Annotated in this window: 22 protein-coding genes; 13 read left to right on the top strand and 9 right to left on the bottom strand. The window is 45.0% G+C overall.

The window, feature by feature from the left end; genetic code table 11:
- Positions 1–5: 5 nt before the first annotated feature.
- Entirely contained in the window at positions 6–1,226 is a 1,221-nt protein-coding gene (locus tag NSQ29_RS16935; protein WP_339802385.1) for an MFS transporter, read from the bottom strand.
- A gap of 278 nt (positions 1,227–1,504) precedes the next feature.
- On the opposite strand from NSQ29_RS16935, the gene hemE reads away from it, so the two are divergent.
- The 10 genes from hemE (at position 1,505) to NSQ29_RS16885 (ending at position 11,916) form a co-directional block, all read left to right on the top strand.
- Positions 1,505–2,566, top strand: a complete 1,062-nt coding sequence (hemE, locus tag NSQ29_RS16930) for a uroporphyrinogen decarboxylase (protein ID WP_042186799.1) — start codon at positions 1,505–1,507, stop codon at positions 2,564–2,566.
- 35 nt (positions 2,567–2,601) lie between these two features.
- Positions 2,602–3,558, top strand: coding sequence for a ferrochelatase (gene hemH / locus NSQ29_RS16925; protein ID WP_139328657.1), 957 nt, complete (start codon positions 2,602–2,604; stop codon positions 3,556–3,558).
- Positions 3,555–4,976, top strand: a complete 1,422-nt coding sequence (gene hemG, locus NSQ29_RS16920) for a protoporphyrinogen oxidase (RefSeq protein ID WP_341125643.1) — start codon at positions 3,555–3,557, stop codon at positions 4,974–4,976. The genes hemH and hemG overlap by 4 nt, the downstream gene beginning before the upstream one ends.
- 180 nt (positions 4,977–5,156) lie before the next feature.
- Positions 5,157–6,545 (top strand): CapA family protein, encoded by a 1,389-nt coding sequence (locus tag NSQ29_RS16915; protein WP_042186805.1) that lies wholly within the window; start codon positions 5,157–5,159, stop codon positions 6,543–6,545.
- 21 nt (positions 6,546–6,566) lie between these two features.
- Positions 6,567–7,298, top strand: a complete 732-nt coding sequence (locus NSQ29_RS16910; protein WP_445739195.1) for a glycerophosphodiester phosphodiesterase — start codon at positions 6,567–6,569, stop codon at positions 7,296–7,298.
- 36 nt (positions 7,299–7,334) lie between these two features.
- The gene (locus NSQ29_RS16905; RefSeq protein ID WP_042186808.1) at positions 7,335–7,958 is read left to right on the top strand and encodes a fumarylacetoacetate hydrolase family protein; all 624 of its coding nucleotides are present in this window, start codon (positions 7,335–7,337) and stop codon (positions 7,956–7,958) included.
- A 23-nt stretch (positions 7,959–7,981) separates the two neighbouring features.
- Complete coding sequence (locus NSQ29_RS16900) at positions 7,982–8,785, top strand: DUF92 domain-containing protein (RefSeq protein ID WP_339270245.1); 804 nt, start codon at positions 7,982–7,984, stop codon at positions 8,783–8,785.
- Between the two features lie 11 nt (positions 8,786–8,796).
- Positions 8,797–9,399, top strand: coding sequence for a TetR/AcrR family transcriptional regulator (locus tag NSQ29_RS16895; protein WP_149643945.1), 603 nt, complete (start codon positions 8,797–8,799; stop codon positions 9,397–9,399).
- 54 nt (positions 9,400–9,453) lie between these two features.
- Positions 9,454–11,391, top strand: coding sequence for an ABC-F family ATP-binding cassette domain-containing protein (locus NSQ29_RS16890; RefSeq protein ID WP_339270247.1), 1,938 nt, complete (start codon positions 9,454–9,456; stop codon positions 11,389–11,391).
- A gap of 12 nt (positions 11,392–11,403) precedes the next feature.
- A complete protein-coding gene (locus NSQ29_RS16885; RefSeq protein ID WP_445739166.1) occupies positions 11,404–11,916 on the top strand; it encodes a tetratricopeptide repeat protein in 513 nt (170 codons plus the stop codon).
- 54 nt (positions 11,917–11,970) lie between these two features.
- On the opposite strand, the gene NSQ29_RS16880 is transcribed toward NSQ29_RS16885, so the two are convergent.
- The 6 genes from NSQ29_RS16880 to NSQ29_RS16855 form a co-directional block, all read right to left on the bottom strand.
- A complete protein-coding gene (locus NSQ29_RS16880) occupies positions 11,971–12,801 on the bottom strand; it encodes a hypothetical protein (protein WP_341125641.1) in 831 nt (276 codons plus the stop codon).
- Positions 12,785–13,825: a M42 family metallopeptidase gene (locus tag NSQ29_RS16875; protein ID WP_341126779.1), complete on the bottom strand. Its 1,041-nt coding sequence runs from the start codon at positions 13,823–13,825 to the stop codon at positions 12,785–12,787. Before NSQ29_RS16875 ends, NSQ29_RS16880 begins: the two co-directional genes overlap by 17 nt.
- A 2-nt stretch (positions 13,826–13,827) precedes the next feature.
- The gene (locus NSQ29_RS16870; RefSeq protein ID WP_042186819.1) at positions 13,828–14,139 is read right to left on the bottom strand and encodes a LapA family protein; all 312 of its coding nucleotides are present in this window, start codon (positions 14,137–14,139) and stop codon (positions 13,828–13,830) included.
- Positions 14,140–14,226: 87 nt separating this feature from the next.
- On the bottom strand, positions 14,227–16,017 hold the full coding sequence (gene pepF, locus NSQ29_RS16865; RefSeq protein WP_042186822.1) for an oligoendopeptidase F: 1,791 nt from the start codon (positions 16,015–16,017) through the stop codon (positions 14,227–14,229).
- Positions 16,018–16,237: 220 nt separating this feature from the next.
- On the bottom strand, positions 16,238–16,408 hold the full coding sequence (locus NSQ29_RS16860) for a hypothetical protein (protein WP_167348490.1): 171 nt from the start codon (positions 16,406–16,408) through the stop codon (positions 16,238–16,240).
- A gap of 6 nt (positions 16,409–16,414) precedes the next feature.
- On the bottom strand, positions 16,415–16,648 hold the full coding sequence (locus tag NSQ29_RS16855; RefSeq protein ID WP_036689271.1) for a hypothetical protein: 234 nt from the start codon (positions 16,646–16,648) through the stop codon (positions 16,415–16,417).
- 174 nt (positions 16,649–16,822) lie between these two features.
- Here NSQ29_RS16855 and NSQ29_RS16850 point away from each other — a divergent pair, with 174 nt between their 5' ends.
- Positions 16,823–17,020, top strand: a complete 198-nt coding sequence (locus tag NSQ29_RS16850; RefSeq protein WP_042126303.1) for a cold shock domain-containing protein — start codon at positions 16,823–16,825, stop codon at positions 17,018–17,020.
- 212 nt (positions 17,021–17,232) lie between these two features.
- On the opposite strand, the gene NSQ29_RS16845 is transcribed toward NSQ29_RS16850, so the two are convergent.
- Positions 17,233–18,480, bottom strand: a complete 1,248-nt coding sequence (locus tag NSQ29_RS16845; RefSeq protein WP_076283175.1) for an MFS transporter — start codon at positions 18,478–18,480, stop codon at positions 17,233–17,235.
- Between the two features lie 201 nt (positions 18,481–18,681).
- On the opposite strand from NSQ29_RS16845, the gene NSQ29_RS16840 reads away from it, so the two are divergent.
- Together NSQ29_RS16840 and pfkA are read left to right on the top strand one after the other, a co-directional pair.
- Positions 18,682–19,764 carry a tetraprenyl-beta-curcumene synthase family protein gene (locus NSQ29_RS16840; protein WP_042193615.1) on the top strand — a complete coding sequence of 361 codons (1,083 nt, stop codon included), beginning with the start codon at positions 18,682–18,684 and terminating at the stop codon, positions 19,762–19,764.
- Positions 19,765–19,830: 66 nt separating this feature from the next.
- A complete protein-coding gene (pfkA, locus tag NSQ29_RS16835; RefSeq protein WP_042126307.1) occupies positions 19,831–20,802 on the top strand; it encodes a 6-phosphofructokinase in 972 nt (323 codons plus the stop codon).
- A 65-nt stretch (positions 20,803–20,867) separates the two neighbouring features.
- Here pfkA and NSQ29_RS16830 read toward each other — a convergent pair whose 3' ends face one another.
- A complete protein-coding gene (locus NSQ29_RS16830; protein WP_341125640.1) occupies positions 20,868–22,241 on the bottom strand; it encodes an MATE family efflux transporter in 1,374 nt (457 codons plus the stop codon).
- Between the last annotated feature and the right edge of the window lie 56 nt (positions 22,242–22,297).

Genomic DNA, 22,297 nt, shown 5'->3' with positions numbered 1-22,297 from the left:
GAAGATTAGCGAAATAGCCGTGGCGGAGTAGCTTTGTATAGCTTAACCCGGACCCATACGGTGTTCAACAGCAACAAGCTTCCGGAGATGATAAACAGTCCCTCAATACCAATATAACCAGATAGAAAGCCGCCTATGATAGCTCCCAGCATATTGCCCAGTGACAATGTGCTGCCGTTGAAGCCGAATGCGCGGCTTTCTTTCCCGTCAGGGGTATAAGACCGGATAAGCGCATTAACGCTGGGCAAAAGGCCGCCCATAAAAATCCCCATGAGAAAACGGACAACGATTAGCTGCCACACGCTAGTAACGAATGCTTGCGGAATCAGGAATAGCGAAGCCCCGATTAACGCGTAGGTCAGAATGCGGTGTGCGCCGACTTTATCACTCAGCTTGCCGAGCAAGGGGGAAGCCAGCATGTTGGAGATCCCTGTAACTGCGCTGACCATTCCGGCTAAAAAGGCTATATTCTCAGCAGGCCCATTTAACTTTTCAACATAAAGTGGCAGCAAGGCCATGGGGCTGATCATTGCAAATTGCAGCAAAAAGGTTACACCAAACAGCGCCGGGAGCTGAGGGATCTTGATCAATTCCTTCAAGCCCTCCATTACTGACACCTGTGGCTCTTGTGCCGCTTCTGCACGATCGAATTTCTCTTTAACGAGAAACAGTGCCAGCAGAGAGGCGATGAAGAGCAAGGCGCCAACGACATAAAAGATCGGACGAAATCCGATTAAATCAGCAAGAAAACCACCAATAAGTGGTCCAAGGATGGTACCTGCAACAGAACCTGACTGCATCAGCCCCATCGAAAATCCCATACGTGCTTTCGGAGTAGTACCCGAAACGAGTGCGATGGAAGCGGGATTGAAGCCGGAGATTGTACCGTTTAGCAGTCGCAGTAAGAGCAGCTGCATTGGGGATTGTGCGAAGCCCATCAACACCATAACGATAGCCATGCCAAAGCTGGAGCGCAGGAGCATGATTTTACGTCCATATTTGTCAGCAAGTTTTCCCCATAGTGGCTGGAAAATGAAAGAAGTTAAAAAGTTTGCGGCAAAAATAAGGCCCGCCCAAATTCCAATTTCATGCTCACCCTGAACTCCAAGATCCTTAGCAAGATACAAGGTCAGGAACGGTGTGATCATCGTCATTCCGGCATTTACCAAGAATTGTCCGAACCAAAGCACTAAGAGGTTGACCTTCCATGTCTCCCATTTCTTCAAAGTGCTTTCACTTCCTTTCAAAGAATTTCAGAAAATACATGATTCACAGAAAAATAGACATTTTATCAGTATATCATTTTTTCAGCTTCAAAAGTGCAATACATGTCATAGTAATGTCATAGGATTGTCATTCCACGATCTTCGTTTTGCTTGTTACAACCTTTTAAAAAGGGCATAATAGTAAGTATGCCGATCAAGCATAAACGCCATCGGCGTCCTTATTAGGACGGTAAGCGTTTATTTTAAAAAATCTTATAAAATATAATGGAGATCTTATCATGACCTACAACGACACTTTTATCCGCGCCTGCAGAAAGCAGGATACGGAGCACGTTCCCGTATGGTACATGCGGCAGGCCGGCCGTTATGATCCCGAGTACCGTAAAATCAAGGAAAAGTACTCATTACTTGAAATCTGCAAACAGCCTGAGTTGGCGGCTGAAGTAACCTTGATGCCTGTGCGCAAGCTAGGTGTGGACGCGGCCATTTTGTATTCAGACATTATGAATCCGGTCGCTTCTATCGGTGTGAAATTTGATATCGTCAAAGATATTGGCCCTGTGATCGAGAATCCGATTCGCTCTGCAGCAGATGTCGAGAGACTGAAGCCCATTGATGTTGAAGGCGATCTCGGACATATTTTGGAGACGATTGCAATTCTGGATAAGGAGCTGGACGTGCCCTTGATTACTTTCGCAGGCGCACCGTTTACAATTGCCAGCTATCTGATCGAAGGCAGACCTTCCAAAGGATATATTCGGACTAAAGAGCTAATGTACAGTGAACCCCGTGTCTGGGAAATGCTGATGGACAAGCTCGGCGATATGATTATCGCTTACCTCCGCAGTCACGTGCGTAGTGGTGGAAAAGCGTTTCAATTGTTCGACAGCTGGGTCGGTGCCCTTGCGCCACGCGATTTTGAAAAGTATGTGTTACCGACGGTTTCTCGTATTTTTTCCGAATTATCCGATCTTGATGTACCGAAAATATACTTTCCTGGCGTAAGCTCTGGCGAATTGCTACCGAGTCTTACGAAGCTTCAAGCGGATGTAATCGGGGTGGACTGGCGTGTGAGCTTGTCCGAAGGTCGACGGAGAACAGGTGGGAAGTTTGCAATTCAAGGAAACCTGGACCCGTATTTACTTACAGCGCCGATGGACGTCTTGAAGGAGCACGCGAAAGCGTTAATTGATGAAGGGGTACAAGAGCCAGGATATATCTTCAATCTGGGTCATGGTTTATTCCCGGAGGCTTCTTTAGAGAAGCTTAGAGAATTAACGGAATATATTCACGAATATTCACAGGAAGTATTGAAAGAATCAGCCAAACTGCGTTCTTAAAAATAGCCTATTAAATCTATAAGGGGATGGAATCCGTGACAGCAAAAATAGGTGTTCTCGTCATGTCGTATGGCACTCCTAAAAGCTTAGAAGACGTTGAAGCATATTACACTCATATTCGGCGAGGTAATCCGCCGACAGCGGAGCAGCTTAAAGAATTAACAGATCGCTATGAAGCGATCGTCGGGGGTGTATTCCCGCTGCGGGAGAACACAGACCGTCAAGTAGCTGCATTACAGGCAGCACTAAACGCGGATAAAGCTGGAGCGGATGTTGAATTTGTCTGCTATCAGGGTTTGAAGCATGCCTATCCGTTTATTGAGGACGGCGTCGAGGCTATGGCGAAGGACGGCATTACCCAAGCGGTTGGTGTTGTGCTTGCCCCTCACTATTCAAGCATGAGCGTGGGTGGCTACATTAAACGTGCTCAGGAAAAGGCTGATGCATGTAAAATCAACATGGGTTTTGTGGAGAGCTACCATATGCACCCAGTATTGATCGATGTTCTAAGCCGGAGAGTAACAGCGAAAATAGATCAATATATCGAGGCAGGCGCTACTCGCGATGAGATAAGGGTATTATTTAGCGCGCATAGTCTTCCAGAGCGTATTCTAGCTATGGGGGATCCTTATAAAGATCAACTATTGGAGACCTCAAAGGCTATTGCAGATCAAGCTGGGATAACCAATTGGCAGTTTACGTGGCAAAGTGCAGGACGGACTGCTGAACCATGGCTTGGACCAGATATTCTGGATACACTTCAGCAGCTTAGCAAGGAACAGGTAGAGTATGTTCTAGTGGCACCGATCGGGTTCGTATCCGATCATTTAGAAGTGCTGTATGACCTTGATATCGAGGCAACAGCCGTAGCTTCAGAGCTGGATATGCGTCTTATGCGGATTGAATCATTAAACAGCGATCCTGCGTACATGTCCGTATTGAGCGATGTTGTTCGTACAAGACTGAATCAAATGTCGGCCGGTCAGTCATGACTGGTCCCTCTAGGCGAATTGTTATCATAGGCGGTGGGCTGAGTGGACTCAGCGCCGCCTTTTACATTCGTAAGTTTTACAAAGAAGCTGGTGTGAAACCTGATATTGTACTGCTAGAGAAAGACAAGACTCTTGGTGGGAAGATCGAAACATTGCACCGGGATGGATTTGTGATTGAGAAAGGTCCGGATTCTTTTTTAGCTAGCAAAACAGAGATGATTGAACTGGCTAAGGAATTAGAGCTAGATCACGAGCTGGTGAACACAAATCCAAAGGTAGAGAAGACCTATATACTACAGCGTGACAAGCTTCATCCTATGCCTTCCGGTCTTGTGCTTGGAATTCCTACTGAACTAAAGCCATTTCTATCAAGTGCTCTGGTTTCATTCGGTGGCAAAATACGCGCGCTGATGGACTTGATCCTTCCTCCTAAGCGGAGTAATGACGATGAATCCCTCGGACAGCTGATTGAGCGACGTTTAGGTACTGAAGTGATGGAGAATTTGACCGAACCGCTATTAGCCGGTATGTATGCTGGGGATTTACGCAAAGTCAGCCTACAGGCTACCTTTCCGCAATTTGGAGAAGTAGAGCGGCAGTATGGTGGTCTTATTCGTGGAATCATTAAAGAACAGAATTCCTCCAAGACAAATACGAGCACAAAGAACAGCACTTTTCTGACATTTCGAAAAGGACTACAAAGTCTCGTGCATGGTTTGATTCATGAACTGCATGATGTAGAACAGCGAACTGAAGCTGCGGTGGTCTCTATACATGCTACAGGAACTAATGCTTCTCGTTATGAGCTAGAACTGGAAAGTGGCGAACGGCTGCTTGCGGATGAAATATATATCACCACACCAAATTCTTTTGCTGCCGAACTTTTGCGTCCACATGTGGATGTTTCAGCACTCGATGCGGTAAATTATGTATCGGTTGCGAACTTAGTCATGGCCTTCGACAAGAAGGATATCGAAATTGATGATGCTGGAGCAGGTTTTCTTGTGCCACGTAAGGAAGGGCGCAATATTACTGCCTGTACATGGACGTCAACGAAGTGGCCGCATACGAGTCCAGATGATAAAGTACTTATGCGCTGTCATGTAGGCCGTTCCGGAGATGAGCAGAATGTTCACCTTCCAGATGAGGCTCTTACGGAGCTAGTGAGTAAGGATTTACGAGAAATCATGGGCATTACAGCGAAACCTATATTTACGGAAATTACTCGTTCGGAACATTCGATGCCACAGTATCCTGTTGGACATCTTGACAATCTTTCTAAATTCCATAGGGAGCTTGAGACCAGACTTCCTGGGATATATGTCTTTGGAGCTGGATATGATGGAGTGGCAATGCCCGATTGTGTTAAGCAGGCCAAGCTTACAGCACAAAGCGCTGCTAAGCGCATATCGAATTAATTGTTCATTTACGGGAGAGTTAGAATTATATAATGAACGGTGAAGCGAAGATTTTTTTGCTTCACCGTTTTTGTTTAAATATTAGATTATACTATTTTACTGGACTCTCGTATTTGGAGGGACAGGTGCTAGGTATGCTATAATAGAACCAATTTGAGAGTAGAGGAGATCATAGAAACAATGTATCCGCCGCGATCGCGTTCTAGACAGAAGAACAAACATAAGAGCAAACGTAAGCGCAGAACGGCCTGGATGTGGGTCAATGCAGGTCTACTTCTGATGATTATTGTGGCGCTCAGCTATAGTCTTATGGATGACAGATTCAAGGGAAGTTCTGAGCCACCTCCAGTGGCGCAAATGACGGCTTCGCCTACGCCTGATAGTACTGCTCAGGAGACAGCACCTATAGTGACTGCAACGCCTGAAGCCACGGAGTCTCCCATCCCTTCTCCAACGGTAACTCCGGAAGCTTCACCTACACCAGAGCCAAAGAAAGAAGAAAATGTTGAAACACAGGCGCCTGTACCAACTGAGACCCCTTCGCCAGAGGAAGGTAGCTCCCAAGACGCAGATGGTGGTTCTGTGTCTGGACTTCCGTCAGATGACCAGGCTTCTGGCAATACAGTGACCTTGAATTTTGGTGGAGATGTTATTTTTTCGGGGAAAGCCGGGGAATTGCTCGAAAAGAAAGGTTACGACTATTCGTATGCAGCGCTCGATGGAATGTTCAAGAAGGATGATCTTACGGTTGTGAATCTGGAGACTCCTGTGACCACAGGTGGGGTTGGCGCCGCTAATAAGCAATACGTATTCAAAGGCTCGCCCAAAGCACTAGATGCTCTTAAAGCAGCCGGAGTGGATGCAGTAAATATGGCGAACAATCATACGCTGGATCAAGGGGAGGAAGGCCTGCGAGACACGCTTGGTCATCTCTCGGAAAGAGGCATTCCTTATGTTGGTGCTGGACTTAACAGTAAAGAAGCATTCTCGGCGCAATATTTTGAGCGTAAAGGGATTAAGATCGCCTTGCTGGGGTTCACACGGGTGATTCCTGCATCTGATTGGATGGCGGGAAAAAATAAACCCGGGCTTGCTTCAGTATATGATAGTAGAGAAGGACTTAAAGCGATTGCTGCAGCTAAACAAAAAGCTGATTTGGTTGTCGTAGTTGTCCATTGGGGTAAAGAACGGGTAGAGCAGTTCGATAATACTCAGCAGACCCTTGGACGTAGCTTTGTCGATGCGGGAGCTGATCTTGTCATTGGTGGTCACCCACATGTATTGCAAGGTGTGGAGCCGTACAAAGGCAAGTGGATCGCCTACAGCACTGGTAATTTTATTTTTACGAGATCAACGGTACCTGCCACTTGGGAAACTGCTGTATTTCAGGCGGAATGTAGTAAAAAAGGTCAATGTTCATTACAGCTGAAGCCTATGACTGCTGAGCTAGCTCAGCCCGTGCCCATGAATCAGGTGAACGGACAGCTTTTGCTGAAAAAAATAGAGTCTTTATCTGCTGGTCGAGTTAAGATCAACAGTGACGGCAAAGTGACTCAAGTTACAAAATAGGGTTCCTGGGAGGTCCTTATGATGAACAATTTATGTGTTGCCCATCGGGGATTTTCCGGTAAAGCTCCGGAGAATACATTAGCAGCGATCCGGATGGCCATTGCCATGCCTTTTGTACACTGGATGGAATTGGATGTCCAGCTCTCGAAGGACGGTGTTCCTGTTGTCATTCATGACTTTACACTGGACCGTACAACCAATGGTCATGGTAAGGTGAAGAATATGGATTGGGAACATATCCGGCGTCTCGATGCGGGTAGCTGGAAAGGGCGTTCTTTTCGGGGAGAGCGGGTGCCTTCCTTGGAAGAGGTGCTCTCATTAGCCTCCGGTAGACTTCGTCTCAATATTGAACTGAAAACAGTGGGCAATATGTATCCTGGCATCGAACAGAAGGTGACGGATCTTATTTCCTCTAAAGGCATGCGGGACGACGTGATTTTGACCTCTTTTGACACAGATGTGTTGAAAAAAATCAAGGAAATAGACCCCCGCTTTCGTACAGGCTTAATTTTTGATTCAAGGTTTGGTAATCCTGCTCGAAGGCTGCATGAACTGGAGTGTTCTCTTTTGTCGATTAGCTTCTCGCGTTTAAATCCTAGATTGGCTAAGGTTTTGACGGAGCAAGGTGTGAAGATTATAGCTTGGACAGTGAACAAAGGAAAAGAGATGCGTCGCTTAGCAGATATGCATTCTGATATAATGATTTGTACAAACCGTCCGGATATATGGGGCGATACATTTCTAAAAGTATAAATAATCCTATTCGATGGGAAAGAGAGCTGATTGTCTGTGTGCGCTGCTGTTAATAATTTGTATTGTGTTGGACGGAACTACAAGCTACATGCGGAGGAATTAGGAAATAATGTCCCCGTAGAGCCACTCATTTTTTTGAAGCCCTCACATGCGGCGGTTTCCCTCGATAAAGCAGTCATTCAGCTTCCAAAGGATTCAGGTCAGGTTCATTATGAAGGAGAACTTGTGCTACGGATCGCGCGTGATTATGTACCGGGTATGAGCGTGGAGGATTTGGTGGATGTTATGGCTCTGGGACTGGATTTCACACTGCGTGATGTGCATAATGATCTGCAGAAGAAAGGTCTGCCTTGGACTCCGGCTAAAGGCTTTAAGAACGCTGCTCCACTCACACCTTACATTGCGTTTCCTGACAAGGAAGAGCTGGAAGGAACGGATTTCACGGTTTTAAAAAATGGTGTTGAAGTTCAGCGAGGTAATGTTAAAAATATGATTTTTTCGCTCCAAAAAATTGTCGATTTTATCGCTGCGCGTTACGGGCTGGGTAAAGATGATGTGATATTCACAGGAACACCAGAAGGTGTAGGCTCTACCGTATCAGGAGATTCGTTTGAATTGTACTGGGGTGACAAGCTGATGGGGACTTGCCTGATCGGCTAAAAACATCTGTTGGAGATGAATCTATGTTATGGATTATCGGCGCCCTTGGCGCTTTGTTAGTTGCGGGGGCGGCTTATAGGAAACAATCCTTAAGCCTTTCCGGCATGCTTGCCGCGGTAGCCATGGGGACCATTTATTTTGGTGCTGGAAATGCCTTTTGGTTTGGAATATTGTTGGTTTTTTTCATCTCTTCAAGCCTGTTGTCTAAGCTTCATCATGATAATAAGGCAGAGCTTGAGCTGACTTATGCCAAGACAGGTCGCCGAGATGCTGGGCAGGTCTTTGCTAATGGTGGGCTTGGGATGGTTTTCGTTCTATTGAATGCGATTGTTCCGATGGAACATTGGGAATTTTTATTTATCGGCGTTATGGCAACGGTAACCTCTGATACATGGGCTACGGAGATTGGTACACTCAGCAAGAAGCCGCCTCGGTCTGTCCTGACAGGTAAAATACTTCCTGCCGGTGCCTCAGGTGGCGTATCAAGCCTGGGTACGCTGGCCGCCGCCGCAGGAGGTGCACTTATCGGTGCATCTTCATGGCTGCTACGGATGATATCTGGCATGCCAGATCAATCCTTCTTGTTGCTTACATTGGCAGGACTCACAGGCGGACTTGCGGGTGCGTTCACGGATTCTATTCTAGGGGCAACCGTTCAGCTGATGAATCGTTGCACCGTTTGCGGACGCGAAGTGGAAAGTACACATCACTGCGGTAAAAAGGTTGAATACGCACGTGGCTGGAAGTGGATGACTAATGATGCAGTCAATGCTATTAGCTCTATCGTCGGAGGGGCTATTGCCTTATTGTGTGGGATGATGTTTTAAAGGAGGAACCGATGAGCAGCACGTCCAATCATAAACATACTGCCATTCTGGATGCCGCATACGAGCTCTTCGGTTCAGGTGGATTTTACGAAACGAAGATGTCGGACATTGCGGTTCAGGCCGGAATTGCTAAGGGCACCGTTTATTTATACTTCAAGAGTAAAGAAGAATTGTTCATGGCGGTAACGCGCCGGGATTGTGAGGGATTCCTTCAGCAATTACAGGAAAAGCTGAAGGCTAGTGATACTTTGGCAGGTAAACTGTCAATTATCGCCAAACATCATCTTTACTATTATTATGAGCGTAAGCGACACACGAAGCTCTTTTTCCGCGCACCGAACAATAACCCAGAGCTTGTGGCGTATATGACGCTTTTTATGGAAGAATATATGCAGGCAGTGGTGAAGGTATTGCTGGAGGGCGGAGTGTCTGAGCCTGAGCTTATGGCGCAGTCCTACATAGGGATGTTGGATCGACTGAAGATGGATATTTTGTTCGATCCATCTTTTAAGGAAGAAGATGCGTATAAACGCGCTGGTTTCGCTGCGGGTCTTTTTATTAAAGGGGCTATGGATTACTTGAATTTAGGTCAGGATGATAGACCGGTGGAATAGCAGCTTCATGCTGCGACCGGTTTTATGAAAATATAAGGCAAGCGAGGAAATAGCATGAATATTATGACCGTGGAACATCTTTCCAAAAGTTATGGAGAGAAAGTACTTTTTAGTGATGCTTCATTTGGAATGGACGATCGGGATAAAATTGGTTTGATCGGTGTGAATGGAACGGGTAAATCAACGTTTTTACGTATTATTGCCGGTCTGGATACCCCGGATGGTGGGCAAATTGCGATCGGAAATAATGTTCGAGTGCAGTACTTAGCACAGAACCCTCCTTATGAGCCGACAAATACGGTACTGCAACAGGTCTTCGCCGGAGATGATCCAGATCTTGCTACCATGCGTGAGTATATGGAGATCATGTCTCGCCTTGAAAAAGAGCCAGGTAATGCAGAACTGGAAGGCAAACTGGTGCGGATTGGGCAGGCTATCGATGCAGCAGGTACTTGGCATTTGGAGAGTGAAGCTAAGAGCGTACTTACTAAGCTGGGTATAGTGAAATTCGATGCGCTGATGGATACGCTGTCTGGTGGTCAACGGAAACGTGTAGCACTTGCGGCTGCCCTGATTACGCCATCTGAGCTTCTTATTCTGGATGAGCCTACGAACCATATTGATACGGACTCCGTGGCTTGGCTAGAGCAATATTTACAGAAACGGCGCGGTGCTCTCTTAATGGTAACGCATGATCGTTACTTCCTGGAGCGTGTCGCAAGTGTCATGCTAGAGCTGGACGGAGGACAGTTATACCGTTATGAGGCCAACTATTCCCGTTTTCTAGAGCTAAAAGCCGACCGTGAAGAGCGTGAAGCCTCTGCGGAGCAAAAGCGTAAGAACCTGCTTCGTACGGAGCTTGCTTGGATTCGTCGTGGAGCTAAAGCTCGATCAACGAAACAAAAGGCAAGAATCGACCGTTTTGAGAAGCTGAAAGAAAGTACAGGAAGCAGTTCGAACGGTTCGCTGGATATTTCGGTGGCATCCACACGTTTGGGTCGCAAAATCATTGAAATCAATGAACTGTCGAAATCGCTGGATGGTCGTCAGTTGATTAAAGATCTGACCTATATTGCTGTACCACAAGATCGCGTAGGTATTGTAGGTCCAAATGGTAGCGGTAAATCAACACTTCTGAATCTGATTGCAGGTAAGCTGCAGCCGGATAAGGGAGAGGTTCAGCTTGGTGCGACGGTTAAGTTGGGTTATTTTACGCAAGAACATCAGGATATGGATGACAGCATGCGAGCTATTGAATATGTGAAGGAAGAAGCGGAAGTCATACGTACAGCTGATGGTAGCGTCATTACCGCAGGCCAAATGCTCGAACGCTTCTTGTTCCCTCCTGCGATGCAATGGACGCCGATTTCCAAACTGTCTGGTGGCGAAAAACGACGTCTCTATCTGCTTCGTGTATTGATGGGAGCACCAAACGTATTGCTGTTGGATGAGCCTACGAATGACTTGGATATTGGCACGTTGGCTGTTTTAGAAGACTATCTGGATGAATTCCCGGGCGTCGTCTTTACCGTATCCCATGACCGTTATTTCCTGGATCGGACTATAGACAAGCTGATTGCCTTTGAAAATGGAGAAATTCGGCTTCATGTTGGCGATTATACGGAATATGAAGAATGGCTGGCCAAAAATGTTCCTTCACGCAATGCAGAATCGAACAAAGATGACGGTAATGCAAAGGGTAAAGAGACTACAGAAACAGTCAGTAACACAGCGGCATCATCAGCTTCCAAGACCAAACTCAAATTCAGTTTTAAGGAACAGCGTGAATATGAAGGAATTGACGAGCAGATCGAGCTTGCAGAACAGCGCTTGACTGATATTAGTGCGGAGATGGAAGCAGCGTTTGCTGACTCCGGGAGACTGCAGGAGCTAGTGGAAGAGCAGCGGCTTGCCGAAGCCGAGCTGGAGCGTCTAATGGAGCGCTGGACCTATCTGAATGAGCTTGCAGAGAAAATCGCTGGTAAAGCATAAAACGGATTGTCCATGTGTGACAATAAGGGAGGGCTCAGTTTGGAGAATCAACTTGTGGAAGCTGTAGCCCTGCGAAACGAAGGTAAAGCTAAAGAAGCCAGAGTGATGCTGTTAGAGCTATATGAGCAGAATAGTAATGATGCAGAACTTCTGTATCAATTAGCGTGGACGCATGATGTGCTCGGTCTGGAACGCGAGGCAGTACCCTATTATGAGAAAAGCTTAACACTAGGCTTATCTTTGGAGCAGAGAGTCGGCGCTCTATTGGGACTGGGCAGCACCTACCGAACACTCGGAGAATATGAGAATTCCAAAGCAATATTGGAGCAGGCCATTCAAGAGTACCCAGAGAATAAGGAATTTCCGGTGTTCCTTGCAATGACCTTGCACAATCTCGGAGATCATAGGCTGGCTATGGGGATGTTACTTAAATTGCTGGCTGAAACCTCAGCGGATGAAGGAATAAGAAGTTATAGTAAGGCCATTTCATATTACTCAGATAAGCTGGAGCAAGTCTGGGATTGAATAAAATCACAAAAAGAAGCGATCTCTAATAGCAGAGTATCGCTTCTTTTTGCTTTATTTCGTTCCGTCCACCGCGATCATTTGCACCACGGCACGAGAGTCACCAGGTAAGATGATTTCATCAGCATTCATCTGTGAGGAGCCATCACCATCTAGAAAGATACCTTCGAGACCTTCAGCAGGCACGCTCTGTAGGATGGCTGAACGGAACTCTGCCGCCGTCGAGAGTGTTGGCGTAACAATCAGCCACAGCTTGCCATTATCGTCATACAGCATGCCTGAGCGCATTCGTTTCTCATCCGAATAAGGAAGATGTTCTTTCGCTATCACATCTTCCCAGAGATCCTCATCCTGCAGATTCATACTAATGCCGCCTTGCGCAAAATAATGCTGGCGATCCGTAACGTTCAATTCTTCTCCCGATGAGACGACCTGTACGGAAAAGCTACGACTGGCACCATCCCAGACCAGGGTTCCGCGCGCATATTTAGCGTTAAACCAGCCGGAGCCGTACGCCTTTTTAACACCGTTAGTGGGGATATCATTCATGATAGCAATGGATAGAAGTGCATCTCCATAGAAGAAACCTCCATTAATCCCATAAGCAATCACCTGCTGAAGGGGTGCACCAGCGGCTCTGAGTTTAATATCTTCGGGTGAAAGTGACATCATATAGAGTTGAACATTTTCTGGACTCACGGTCTCTAAATAAGTGTAAGCATGTGGAAGACCATCAAAGGGATTTTCCTTGTGGCTTCTGGAAAACAGGAACATCGAGATTGCTGATGCTGCTATCATGAGCAGCAGAAGTGAGACTATCAGCCATTGTCTACGTCTCCAGAGCTGCTTTAACTTGCCAGTACTTGCCTCAGTTAGTGCCCACATAAGCAGCGAGAAGCTTAGCAGTGTTTACTACAGCTTGCTTATGTGTACGTTCCATGGAGTGGGAGGCGTGTACGCCTGGGCCGATCAGTGCGGCACGAATATTATTGCCGCCTCGAAGGGCAGCGGAAGCATCGGAGCCGTACATTGGATAGATATCAACGGCATAAGGAATAGCAAGTGCTTCTGCCAGCTCAATCAAACGGCCAGTCATAACATAATCATAAGGGCCGGAAGAATCTTTTGCACAGATGGACACATCGGTTTCTTTACAGCTAAGATCGTCGCCCATGGCGCCCATATCGACTGCGATCATTTCATTAATCTCGCCAGGAATCCAAGCTGTGCCATGTCCCACTTCCTCATAGTTGGAGATGAGGAAAGAAAGGTTGTGGAGCGGTTTCCAACCTTCGCGCTTCATGCTTTCCAGCAGGCCAAGAAGGGCAGCAACGCTCGCTTTGTCATCCAGATGTCGGGATTTAATATACCCGCTAGGTGTAATCACCGCACGTGCATCGAAGGAAATGAAATCACCAACGGAGATGCCTAGCTTAAGTACATCTTCTTTGTTAGATACTAGCTCATCAATCCGTACTTCCATGTTCTCCTCTGAACGTTTGAAATCACGAGCATCTGGATATACGTGAACGGATGGATGGCTGGTTAAGATGGTTCCAGTATAGGTTCTGCCTCTGCGGGTATGGATCACACAGTATTCGTTCTCGATGCTGTGCATAGTGAAGCCACCAACAGAGGTCAGTCGCAGTGTACCATCAGATTTTATAGAGCGAACCATGCCTCCAAGTGTATCCACGTGAGCGCTGATGCCGATAGTACGGGAAGGATCTAGGCCTGGGACGGTTAGAATTACGCCGCCTTTTTCATTCCAGCTTAGCGGTACATTTAATGCTGCCGCTTCTTTGGCAACAAGGTTCATTACTTGTGCTGTGAAGCCGCTGGGGCTCGGTGTATCCAGCAATTTTTTTAGGATTGAGAGTATGTAATCTTCGTTTGGTTGAATAGTAATCATTAGTTAAGTCCTCCTGTCAGGCCATCATTGTCTGTGTTAAAAGAATCTAAAGAAGTGTCGGCATCACGAAGTTTGGTTAGCTCAGCATTTAAGCTTTTAATTTGTTTTTGTAGTTTGTACTGGCGAAAAATACCGTAAGAACCCACGATGATTCCACCAATTAACGCGCAGCCCAGAATAACTAGGATCAGCGGTATATTAACTACATCAAAACCGAAATTGACTTGAACGGGATCCACGTTGATGACTGCAAATATGGCTGTTAGCAGCGCAAAGATTAGACCTGCAATTAAAGACCATTGAATTCTCATTGAATTCTTCCTCCTCAGGGGATATAACAGAATAAAATCCCTTGCCCAAATAGGGCAAGGGATTAATGCAATACTAAGCTCTCTGCCTTATTTGGTCAACTGTTCCATTTGAGCGATAACATCTTCGAAGACACTCATCGCTTCGCGAATCGGCTCAGGAGAAGACATATCAACACCAGCTTTAGACAGAATATTAATGGAGTAGTCACTGCCGCCACTCTTCAGGAAGCCGAGGTAACGATCTACCGCAGGTTTACCTTCTTCAAGAATTTGTTTGGCAAAGCTAGTCGCTGCTGAGAAGCCGGTTGCGTATTTATAAACATAGAAGCTGTTATAGAAATGCGGAATCCGCGCCCATTCCATCTCGATATCCTGATCTACAACCATTTCTTTACCATAGTACTTAACATTCAGGTCATAGTAGATGCTCGAAAGATCTTGTGGAGTAAGCGATTCACCTTCTTCAACACGCTGATGAATGATTTTCTCGAACTCAGCGAACATCGTCTGCCGGAAAATCGTTGTCCGGAACTGATCAGCATAGTAGGTGAGCAAATACATTTTTTCTTTAGGATCTGTAGACTTTTTGAGTAAATAATCCATTAGCAGCGCCTCGTTAGTAGTAGAAGCAACCTCTGCTAGGAAAATCGTATATTGCGCATCCCGATAATTCAGAGCGTTATCCGAAAAATACGAGTGTAACGCATGGCCCATCTCATGTGCCAGTGTAAACATACTGTTTAAATTATCATTATGGTTCAGCAGTACGAAAGGATGCGTACCGTATGGCCCCCAGCTGTAAGCCCCGGACCGTTTATTCTCGTTCTCATACACATCGATCCATCCGTTGTCGTAGCCTTTTTGCAGCACATTCAGATAATCTTCACCGAGTGGTTTGAGACCCTCTTTAGTGATTTTCTTGGCTTCTTCATAGGTGATATCTAATTTATATTCATCAACAAGCGGTGCAAACAGATCATACATATGTAACTCATCGACACCCAGCAGCTTCTGACGCAGTTTCATATAACGGTGCATCAATGGAAGGCTTTCGTGAATCGTATCAATCAAGTTGGTGTAAACCTCTTTAGGAATGTTATCACCATAGAGTGACATTTCCATTACAGAAGGATATTTGCGAATTCGTGAGTAGAACACATTTTTATTCACATTCGCGCTAAGCGTTGCTGCGATAGTGTTCTTCTGCTTCCGGTAGGTATCGTAGACTGCCTTAAAAGCATTTCGGCGAACCTCACGGTCGTTACTTTCGAGAAACTTGATATAGTTGCCATGAGTCAGCTCAACTTCTTTGCCATCCTCATCTTTGATCTTAGGGAATTTCAGATCCGCATTGTTCAGCATACTGAAAATATTCTGAGGTGCTTGAGCTAAATTTCCGACCTGAGCTAGCAGTGCTTCTTCAGCCTTAGAAAGCACATGGGCTTTTTCACGTTTCATTTCAGTTAAGGTGAATTTATAAGCGGATAGGTTCGGATCAGCGATGAATTGGTCGAGCTTCTCAACTGGCAACGCCAGAATTTCTGGGGTTACAAAAGATAAGGCTTCACCTGCTTCAATACCAAGCTTTTTCGCTTTGGAGGACAAAGCCTGAGAGTCAGGATTAGCTGTGTCTTCATCTTGACGCATATGTGCATACACGAAGAGTCGTTCAGTTAGGATGGACAGCTTGTCATCCATTTCAAAACATTTTTTTAGAGCATCCGCGGAATCTAGTGTACCCTGAAAATCCGCAGCTTTTTTGATTAAGGATTTAGCTTCAGCAAATTCTGCATCCCAATCCTTCTGAGAAGCAAACACATCTTCAAGCTTCCAACGATTCTCAGCAGGTACTTCGCTTCTTTTCAATAATTTTTCCATAGAAACCCTCCTAGAATGATGAGATGTAGTAGGCATAATCTCCCTCGGCAATACTGTAGATGATAAATCACCCGGTAGCAAGCTGAGCACAAGTAGAAGAGGGATGGACTTGGGTGAAATAGGCATAACATCCTCCTCTTGAAAGTAGAGTCGGCTTATTATGCCCTATTAAGTCCTGATTATTAATATTTAGTCTTCTTTAAATATATGAAAGTATAAGTTATGCCAATAAGCTATAAATAACAAAGATGAAGGCGAACAGAATCATAATGACTGCAGTTAAGGCCATGCCCCGCTTAAACTGCGGCGGGACACGATCCTTGGTCATAATTAGAACTGCGCCTAGACATAAGACTAGGACAACATAAATCGCGATATTTTCTGTGTTCATATTCTGTTATACCTGTTTGAAGGCTGCGATGATATTTTTATACTCTTCTTCATTATCTTTATAAGATTCTTTGTTGAATCGGTTGTTCACCCACTGCATCATAGCTGGACGACTAAGGAAAGTATGTGTTTCTTCTCCCCATTGATCGGAGATTTCGCGAAGTACAATATAACGTCCTTGAACTTCTACCGTCATCATATTCCATTTGTCTGTTTTGTATATTTCATGTTTTTTGATCATTATCATTACCACCCTGGCGATTTTTGGCTTTTGGCTCAATGATAACGCACTGGTCAAGGGAAAAGCAAATTAAATCACATATTTAAAGATCCAGATAGATTGATTTGAGTAAAAGATTGCAGTATAATATAGTTATACGCCATATATGGCGGTTATTTTTAGGAGGTTGTTCAATTGAAAGGTACAGTAAAATGGTTTAACGCAGAAAAAGGTTATGGTTTTCTTCAAGTAGAAGGCGGCGAAGATGTATTCGTACACTTCTCAGCAATTCAAGGTGAAGGATTCAAAACTTTGGACGAAGGTCAAGAAGTAGAATTCGATATCACTGATGGTAATCGTGGACCGCAAGCTGAAAACGTAGTAAAATTATAAGAAACGGCAAAGACAGTTAAGCTGTCTGCTATAAATATATAATTTACTTGGCAAGCCCTTGCAAGAGTGGTTACCAACTATAGAACACAGTTCTTTCGGGAACTGTGTTTTTTTACGTCTAATAGACATCAATTTAGATGAAAGGTCTTTGCATTCCCAAGCGAAGGGATAGCAAAGACCTTTTAATATTTTTGAGTATCAGAAGTGTTCTATTATAGGGAAGCTTTTTTGTTCTTATTCTTGAAATAGCGCATTGAATCTCGATGGGTATCCAATAAATGCTGTCCTAAAAAGCCTACAAAAGCAAGAAGGCTGAAGCCAACCGCTACCATATAGAAGGTGAAGCGTCCTGCTTCCTGATAGATCATTCCACCAAATGTACCACTTAGAAGTCCAGCTGCACTTGACCAAACAACTGTGTAGATTGCAAGACCGGTTGCTCGGAGACGATCAGGAATAATCCGAGTGATATAGCGGACACATGTTACAAAAAAGACGCCAAATGTCAGGCTATGCAAGGCTTGAATCGCGATTATAGAGCCTGGGTGATCGGCGAGCGCCATTAGTAGAAAGCGAAGGGCATACATGAGACTGGCTAAAATTAATAAGGGCAGTTCTTTAAATTTGTCGCCGTATTTGCCGAGTATAAATAATACAGGGATTTCACTTAGTGCTGAGGCAAGTAATGCCCAGCCGATCACTTCCTCACCAGCGCCCAGGTTCTTTAAACTGATGGTGAGAAAAGCTTCGTTCATTCTATGTCCCAGTGCGAGTACAAAGACACATCCGAAGAACCACAGCACTTCTTTTCGCAAAAGGATATCTTTAAGCCCATGCTCTTTCTTGCCTGGTTTGGTAGTAACAGCCTTCTGATTGGGGAGCTCTGGAACAGTTTTTTTGACATCCTTTAGGCCAATTGTAATTAGAAGTGCGATTATAATGATAATAATACATAAGGTAAGACTCCAAGTAGCACCTAAAGCTCTAAGCGCATACCCGACGGTTAAAGCAAAGAAAGAATAGCCTAATGAGCCAAATACACGAATTGTAATGAAGTTTCGGCCGTGTCGCTCCGCAATTTTGATGGCCATTGTATCAGCAAGCGGAAAAACTGGGTAATAGAAGAAGTAGAAAAAGGACAAAATAAGCATAACGGAAGAAAATTCGGTCGCTCTGGCTAATAGAAGTCCGGTAACTAATTGCCCCGCGAGTAAAATAAACATGATTTTTCGAATGGTACCTAGCTTATCGCTCATCATACTCCAGAAGAGATTGGATAGGATGGAGATGAGGGGACCGAGAGAATACAAGTAGCCCACCTGAGAACTGCTAAACCCTAAATGTGTGTAGAATAAAGGAAAGTAGGATACTACAAGAACGCTAGTGCCATAAATCGTAAAAAGAAAGGAACGAAGCCAATTCTGATCGCTGTAAGGGCTTCCGGTCCGTTTTGAAAACATGAAAGTGCACTCCTCTGAGATTGAAATATGGCTAGTATAGCATAAAGCAATGAAGGGTTATGTGTTTTATTCTTGAATTGCGTTATTTCTGAATCTTTCATAATTTTACGAAAGTGATTTTGTTGTTTGTACAAATACGTCTGATCATATTATAATAAGTGGTGATTTGGATAAGGAGACAACAATGTGGAGGCACTATCATTGAGTGAATTAGAGCAAGGCCGTTACCTTAGCCCGCGTGGCCCTATTGGGCTTATGAACAGGGTCTATAAGTACGTGCTGCCAGAAGTGAGAGAAAGTCTGGACTTCTGGCGCCAAGATGCGAATGGGATTCCCGATCCCGAGCTCCGGAAGCAAGCACTTGCCAGCATTGAAACAAAGGAGTTTCACTGCATAGGTGGAGGTATTTATGCCGCCGGCAATTTATCGATGAGACATATACTTATTCCGCTTATTGTTGCTTATCAAACTATCAGTGATTATCTAGATAACTTATGTGATCGCAGTACTTCGCTTGATCCTGCAGATTTCAGGCTGCTGCATCAATCTATGCTGGATGCCATTGATCCAAACGCTGAACCTGTCAATTATTATGCGCTTCGCGATGAACAGAATGACGGCGGGTACTTGTATAGGCTAGTTCGAAAATGCCAGGAGATGATCTCTTTGCTGCCAGGTTATTCCGCTGCTGCAGCGGAGATTCGTGATTTGGCTGTGCTGTATACAGATTTGCAGGTATATAAGCATATCCGCCCGGAACTCAGGGAAACAGCCCTGAAGGAATGGTGGGAGCAGCAGGGTAGCCGTGCTCCGCATCTGCATTGGAACGAGTTTGCAGCTGCAACGGGCTCTACTTTAGGCGTATTCATGCTTTTTCTATCTGCATGTGATCCGAAGCTAAGTAAGTCTTCTTCGGAATCGATTCGAGCTGCATATTTTCCACATGTTTGTGGATTGCACATTATGCTGGATTATTTGATTGATCAGGAAGAGGACCGAGCAGGCGGCGATCTTAATTTCTGCAATTATTATGACGACACGGATACCATGTTAAGTCGGATCGCTTCCATGGTTGAGTGGGCCCGTAAGGATGTACGTGAACTTCCGGAATCATCTATGCATCGTATGGTGATTGAGGGATTGCTGGCACTTTATTTATCTGATCCGAAAGTTAGCGAACAGCGGGAAGTTCGCACTGTGTCTAAAAGCCTGATGAGAGGAAGTCCGCTTACAAGGCTGTTCTTCTTCGCTAATAGCCGCTGGATACGCAATCGTTTTTTGTAACAAGGCTGCGAAGCTTCATCTATACAACGGATGGGGCATTGCACAACTTTAAGGAGGAACAACAGAATGTCAAAAATCAAAAAAATTGCAGTACTGACTAGTGGTGGAGATTCACAAGGTATGAACGCCGCTGTTCGTGCGGTTGTAAGAAGCGCACTTTATTATGGCATTGAAGTTTTTGGAGTTCAACGTGGATATCAAGGTCTTCTGAATCGCGATATCTTCCCTATGGATCTTCGCAGTGTTGGTGACATTATTCAACGTGGGGGAACCATTCTGCAATCTGCAAGATGTCTGGAGTTCACAAAACCAGAAGGTCAGCAAAAGGGTGCAGATATTCTTAATGAAATGGGCATCGATGGCCTAGTAGTTATAGGTGGAGATGGTTCTTATAAAGGTGCTAATAAACTAAGTAAACTCGGTATCAAGACGATGGCATTACCGGGAACTATTGATAATGATATTTCCTACACGGATTACACCATTGGGTTTGATACAGCAGTTGGTGTCGTTGTAGATGCTATTAACAAGCTGCGTGACACGATGTCCTCCCATGAGCGTTCTTCCATTGTAGAAGTTATGGGACGTCATTGTGGAGATATCGCACTACATGCAGGTCTGGCTTCTGGAGCAGAAACAATTCTCGTGCCAGAAATGCCATATGACTTGAATGAAGTTGCGGATCGTATGCGCGACAACTTTGTCAGAGGTAAACGTCACAGTATCGTCATCGTTGCAGAAGGTGTGGGTAAAGGCGAAGATGTGGCCCAAGCGTTGAAAGATCGTCATGCTTCTCTGGATGCACGGGTTACTGTACTTGGACATATTCAGCGGGGAGGAACACCAACACCTGGAGACCGGAACCTTGCTAGCCGTCTTGGTGACTTTGCCGTTCGTAAACTAATTGAAGGTGAGTCTGATAAAGGTTGCGGTATCATCAAGGGAGAACTAACCCTTACAGATATCGATCTTGTAGTGAATACGAAGAAAGACTTTGACGTGGAGTTGTACGAGCTTGCATCCCGTCTTTCTCAATAATTAACATACAAAAAAGGAACAGCTGCGAATTTCGCACTGTTCCTTTTTTTGTATTCTTTTGATCATTAGTGATGTGCTTGAGCGTCTGCATATTGTGTGGCATAACGGCGTTGAACTTTAACAAGCCGAGTCAAGAGCAATGTAGCCCCAATCGCAAGACCGGTGATCAAGCCGATCCAATAACCATAAGCTCCTAGATCCGTATAAGTAGCAAGTACATAGCCTGTAGGAAGCCCTATAACCCAATAAGCTATAAAGCAAATGATGAAGGCTGGATTAACATCCTTATAGCCACGAAGTGCTCCTTGTGTAGGTGTTGCAATCGCATCGGAAATCTGGAAAAAGATCGCATAGATTAAGAAATGCTGAATTAATGATATGACATCAGGTTCATCAGTGTATAAACCAGCTACATGATGGCCGGCAAATAAGAGCAGGAGTGCAGTTGCCAGGGAGAGGATAGCCGCAAGTCCAATTCCCATAATGGCATATTGACGGGCATCCTTTTGCCTGCCGGATCCAGTCTCGAAGCCGACGAGAATGGTAAGGCTCATACAGATACTGAGCGGAATCATATATAACGTAGTTGCAAAATTAATGGCTGCTTGATGAGCTGCAATCGTTACAGTATCGAACCGACTCATCAACAAGGTTACAGCGGAGAAGACTGCAGTTTCAAAAAAAATCGAGAAGCCAATAGGTACACCGATCTTCAGTAGATCTTTGAAGCTTTTTAGCGATATAAAGTAGAACTTTCGGAAGATTCTAAGGCTTGCAAAGGGTTCTACCCGATAAATGAACAGCAGGGCAACCGAAAAAATTACCCAGTAGGTGATAGCTGATGCCACTCCAGCTCCAACACCACCAAGTCGAGGAAACCCGAATTTTCCGAAGATTAGTAAGTAGTTCAAACCAACATTCACGGGTAGGGCTATGAGTGTGATCAACATGGACACTCGTGTTTGTCCCAGAGCGTCTATACAACTACGGAGAACTGTATATCCAAACAGCGGGATAATTCCGAAGGAGATCGCACTTAGGAAACGAAATGCAACATCTCTTACAGTCGGCTCCAGATTCATAAAATTAAGGATAGGTGACAAGGCGAAGCTCCCGATTAGTAAGACAATTACAGAGACGATCAGTGATAACCAGATTCCCTGTGTGACTTGATAGGCTACTTCCTTTTCTTTTTTGCTTCCGATGAGCTGAGAGACGATGGGGGTAATCCCCATAAGTATTCCACTTAAGCCCGTTTGAATTGGGATCCAGAGACTGGTTCCTATCGCCACACCAGCCAGATCGGCTGTACTAAACTTACCTGACATGTTTGTATCAAAGAAGGTTATCGCTGACAAAGCAATCTGTGTAACCAGAATTGGAAATAAAATATGAAAGAATTGTATTGCTTTTTGTTTTAAAGAGGTGGTTTGTATCATCGTTCTTTGCCTCATTCTTTGTTGGTTTTTATTGATTACAGTAAAAGTTCCCTTTT

The sequence above is a fragment of the Paenibacillus sp. FSL F4-0236 genome, assembly GCF_038000135.1.
Taxonomy (GTDB): domain Bacteria; phylum Bacillota; class Bacilli; order Paenibacillales; family Paenibacillaceae; genus Paenibacillus_AQ.
Note: the sequence above shows the minus strand (reverse complement) of the source record. Positions and strands in the feature narration are given on the sequence as shown.